This window comes from Halobacteriovorax sp. (assembly GCF_041587335.1).
In the GTDB taxonomy this organism is placed as follows: Bacteria; Bdellovibrionota; Bacteriovoracia; order Bacteriovoracales; family Bacteriovoracaceae; genus Halobacteriovorax.
Window position 1 is genome coordinate 1 of sequence record NZ_JBFGYP010000201.1, and the last position, 3,760, is coordinate 3,760.

Here is a 3,760-nt window from a genome sequence, read left to right on the forward strand (position 1 = left end):
ATTTACAGTGTCTGGAAGAGTTACATCATCTTGTGTTGCTGAAAGGGTAGTAGCACTTATTAAAAAGATGAAAGCTGCTATGAAGTTTTTCATGTTATCTCCTAATGAAATTTAAATATATTTTATCACTAAAATTAATTTTAGCATTTTTAAAATAGGCGGAAAGCAATACCTAAGTTTCTCTTTTATATAAACGTAGAATCACTATTTAAAATTTAAATTTAGAAGGTAGAGTGTTTTTTGAAATAAAAAGGCCACTATAGTAGTGGCCCTTTATTATAGAAATAAATTTAGATTAAAAATTATTTTCTTTCACCACGAACAACTTTACGTTTTGTAGTATCAAGCTCTTTCTTTCTAACTCTAATATTAATTGGAGTAATTTCTACCCACTCATCTTCGTCAATCCAGTCCATTGCCCATTCTAGTGTTTTGTTAGGAATTGGAGGAAGAACGATATTTACGTCTTTACCTGCAGTTCTCATACTTGAAAGGTGCTTCTCTCTAACACAGTTTACGTTAGTATCATTTACTCTTGTATGTTCACCGATAACCATACCTTCGTAGCAAATGTCTCCTGGCTCAACAAACATCTTACCGTTGTTAAGAAGGTTGAAAAGTGCGTAAGGAGTAATCTTTCCAGCTCTATCTGAAATAATTGCACCGTTTTGACGAGCAAGCATTACTCCAGTGTATTCCCCATAACCTAGGTACTCAGAACTAATAAGTCCTTCCCCTCTAGTATCTGTAAGGAATGTTGATCTATATCCAATTAGTCCACGTGAAGGAATCTTAAATTCAACTCTTGTTCTGTTTTCTCCAACTGGCATCATATTACCAAGAAGACCTTTTCTTACTGAAAGCTTTTCAGTAATTGCTCCAACACAATCACTTGGAACATCAAGAACTACGTTTTCGTATGGTTCAGTCTTTGCACCGTTTTCATCAGTGATGAAAAGAACTTCTGGTCTAGCGATCATTAGCTCGAAACCTTTACGACGAATTTCTTCAAAAACGATTGCAAGTTGAAGCTCTCCACGACCTTTAAGCTTTAATACTTTTGGATCATCTGTGTGCTCATACTTAAGTGCAACATTTAATCTACAAGCTTCTTGAAGAAGTTCTTCTAGTTTTCTTGAAGTTAAGTAATCACCTTCTTTACCAGCTCCTGGAGAAGTATTAACTGAAACGTTTACAGATACTGTCGGTGGCTCAACTGTAATTCTTGGAAGTGGAGTAATATCTGTTGGTGAAACAATAGTGTCTCCAATTTCAGATTCTGTAGAACCTGCAACAATTACAATTTCTCCAGCACTTGCTGTTTCTACTTCTTTGAATCCAATTTTGTCATATATTTGAATTGAAGAAACTTTGAAAGACTTATTTTTACCGTCAATATCACAACGAACAAAGTTTGCATTTTTCTTAATAGTCCCTCTACTAATTCTACCAACAAAAAGTGGCCCAAGGTACTCTGAGTATGAAAGGTTTGTAACTAGTAATTGTAGATCTTCACCTTGTTCAATTTGAGGCTCAGGATAAAAGTCAGAAACGATGAAATCTAAAATAGGATTCATATCACTTCTTTTCTCTGCTGGATCTAAAGTTGCCCAACCTTCTTTTGCAGAAGAATAAATTATAGGAATATCTAAATCGTAATCTTCTAGGTTAAGCTGATCAGCAATTTCTAAGAATAAATCTTCAATTTCAGATTTTACTTCTTCGATTCTTTGGTCTGGTCTATCAATCTTGTTAATGATTACACCAATTTTAATTCCTCTTGCTAATGCTTTTTGAAGAACGAATCTTGTTTGTGGTAGTGGACCTTCGGCCGCATCTACTAGAAGTAGAACACCATCAACCATCATAAGTGATCTTTCAACTTCTCCACCAAAGTCAGCATGGCCTGGAGTATCTAAAAGATTAATTCTGAAACCTTTGTAATCGAAGGCACAGTTTTTAGCTGTAATTGTAATACCTCTTTCTTTTTCGATATCACCTGAGTCCATTACTCTTTCAGAAACTTGTTCTCTTTCACCAAAAGTTCCAGATTGTTTTAATAGCTCATCTACTAACGTAGTTTTTCCATGGTCAACGTGAGCGACGACGGCAATGTTTTTCAAATTAGACATACAATTTCCTATAGGCTATGATGCTTGTTGTTAAAATATTAATATTTTTCACCCATACTAATAGAAATGATGGGCTTTGTAACTTAAAAGATTGCGCTATGATTCAATTGAATAACATTTCTAAGGCCTTTGGTGGCCAAAACCTCTATCAAGACATTTCATTTACTCTGGGACCTAAAGAAAGAATAGGTCTAGTTGGAAGAAATGGAAGCGGTAAATCTACTCTTTTTAGAATTATTACGGGTGAGTTAGCTCACGATAGCGGTACAATCAATATCCCTAAAGCTTATAAAATTGGATACTTGAAGCAGCATTTAGAGTTTCATAAACCCACAGTCCTAGAAGAGTGTATTCAGTCACTCAGTGAAGAAGAGAAATTTGACCATTATAAGGCCGAAAAAATTCTCTCAGGACTAGGTTTTAGTGAAGAAGACATGAATTCAGACCCATTGAGTTTTTCTGGTGGATATCAAATTAGAATAAATCTCGCAAAATGCCTTTTAGAGGCACCAAACCTTCTACTTTTAGATGAGCCTACTAACTACTTAGATATTATTTCTCTGAGATGGTTAAAGAACTTTTTAAAAAACTATGAAGGAGAAGTAGTTCTCATTACCCATGATAGAGACTTTATGGATGATGTAGTTACTCACACGATGGGAATTAGTCGTGGAGGACTGAAGAAAATAAAAGGTGATACGATAAAGTTCTATGAGCGTCTTTTAGAAGATGAACAAATCTATGAGATGACAAGAGCTAATCAGGAGAAGAAAAAGAAAGAACTGATGTCTTTTGTTGATAGATTTAGAGCGAAAGCGTCTAAGGCCACACAAGCTCAGTCTAGACTTAAGCAACTCGAAAAGATGGGATCTATGGATGAGTTATCTAAGGAAGGAAATTTAGGTTTTTCTTTTAGATATACTGAGTGCCCAGGAAAAGTGATTACAACCGCTAAAGATCTTTCATTCTCTTATTCTGGAAACAATGATGAATTGCTTTTTAAGAATTTAAAACTTGATATTAAAAGAGATGATTGCATTGGTATTATCGGAAAAAATGGAAAGGGTAAGTCTACGCTTTTAAATGTTTTAACTGGAGAGTTAAAGCAAAACTCTGGAGAGATTAAAAGTCATCCTTCAATTCAGGTAGGGCACTTTGGGCAAACGAATATCAATAGACTCTCTGAGAATATAACAATTGCAAATGAAGTCGCTACATCTAATTCAGATTTATCATTCAGCGAAGTGAGATCTATTTGTGGCAGTATGATGTTTGAAGGAGAACTTGCAGATAAGAAAATCAGTGTTCTATCTGGTGGAGAGAAATCTAGAGTTATGCTAGCTAAAATACTCGCCCATAAGTCTAATATACTTTACTTAGATGAACCTACTAATCACCTGGATATGGAATCGGTGGAAACTCTATGTGAGAAGTTAGAACAATTCCCTGGCGCAATTGTTCTTGTAACCCACAATGAAATGTTTCTTAGAAGGCTGGCCAATAGGTTAGTTGTTTTTAGAGATGGTGGTGCAGAGATTTTTGAAGGAAGTTATGACGAGTTTCTTGAGAAGGTTGGATGGGAAGATGAGAGTGAAGCTCGCGTTGATACAGTTAAAAAGGATAAGTAC

General features: G+C 35.2%; 2 protein-coding genes. One reads left to right on the top strand and one right to left on the bottom strand.

From position 1 onward, the window contains the following. Positions 1-302: 302 nt before the first annotated feature. Positions 303-2,132, bottom strand: coding sequence for a translational GTPase TypA (typA, locus tag ABX784_RS16115; RefSeq protein ID WP_372656088.1), 1,830 nt, complete (start codon positions 2,130-2,132; stop codon positions 303-305). A 17-nt stretch (positions 2,133-2,149) separates the two neighbouring features. On the opposite strand from typA, the gene ABX784_RS16120 reads away from it, so the two are divergent. After that, positions 2,150-3,760, top strand: a 1,611-nt coding sequence (locus ABX784_RS16120) for an ABC-F family ATP-binding cassette domain-containing protein (protein WP_372656089.1), incomplete at its 3' end; no start/stop codon positions are given.

What these genes read in the sequence shown, in the direction of transcription:
- typA (WP_372656088.1), bottom strand. Translation starts at nt 2,132, where the DNA reads ATGTCTAATTTGAAAAACATTGCCGTCGTCGCTCACGTTGACCATGGA.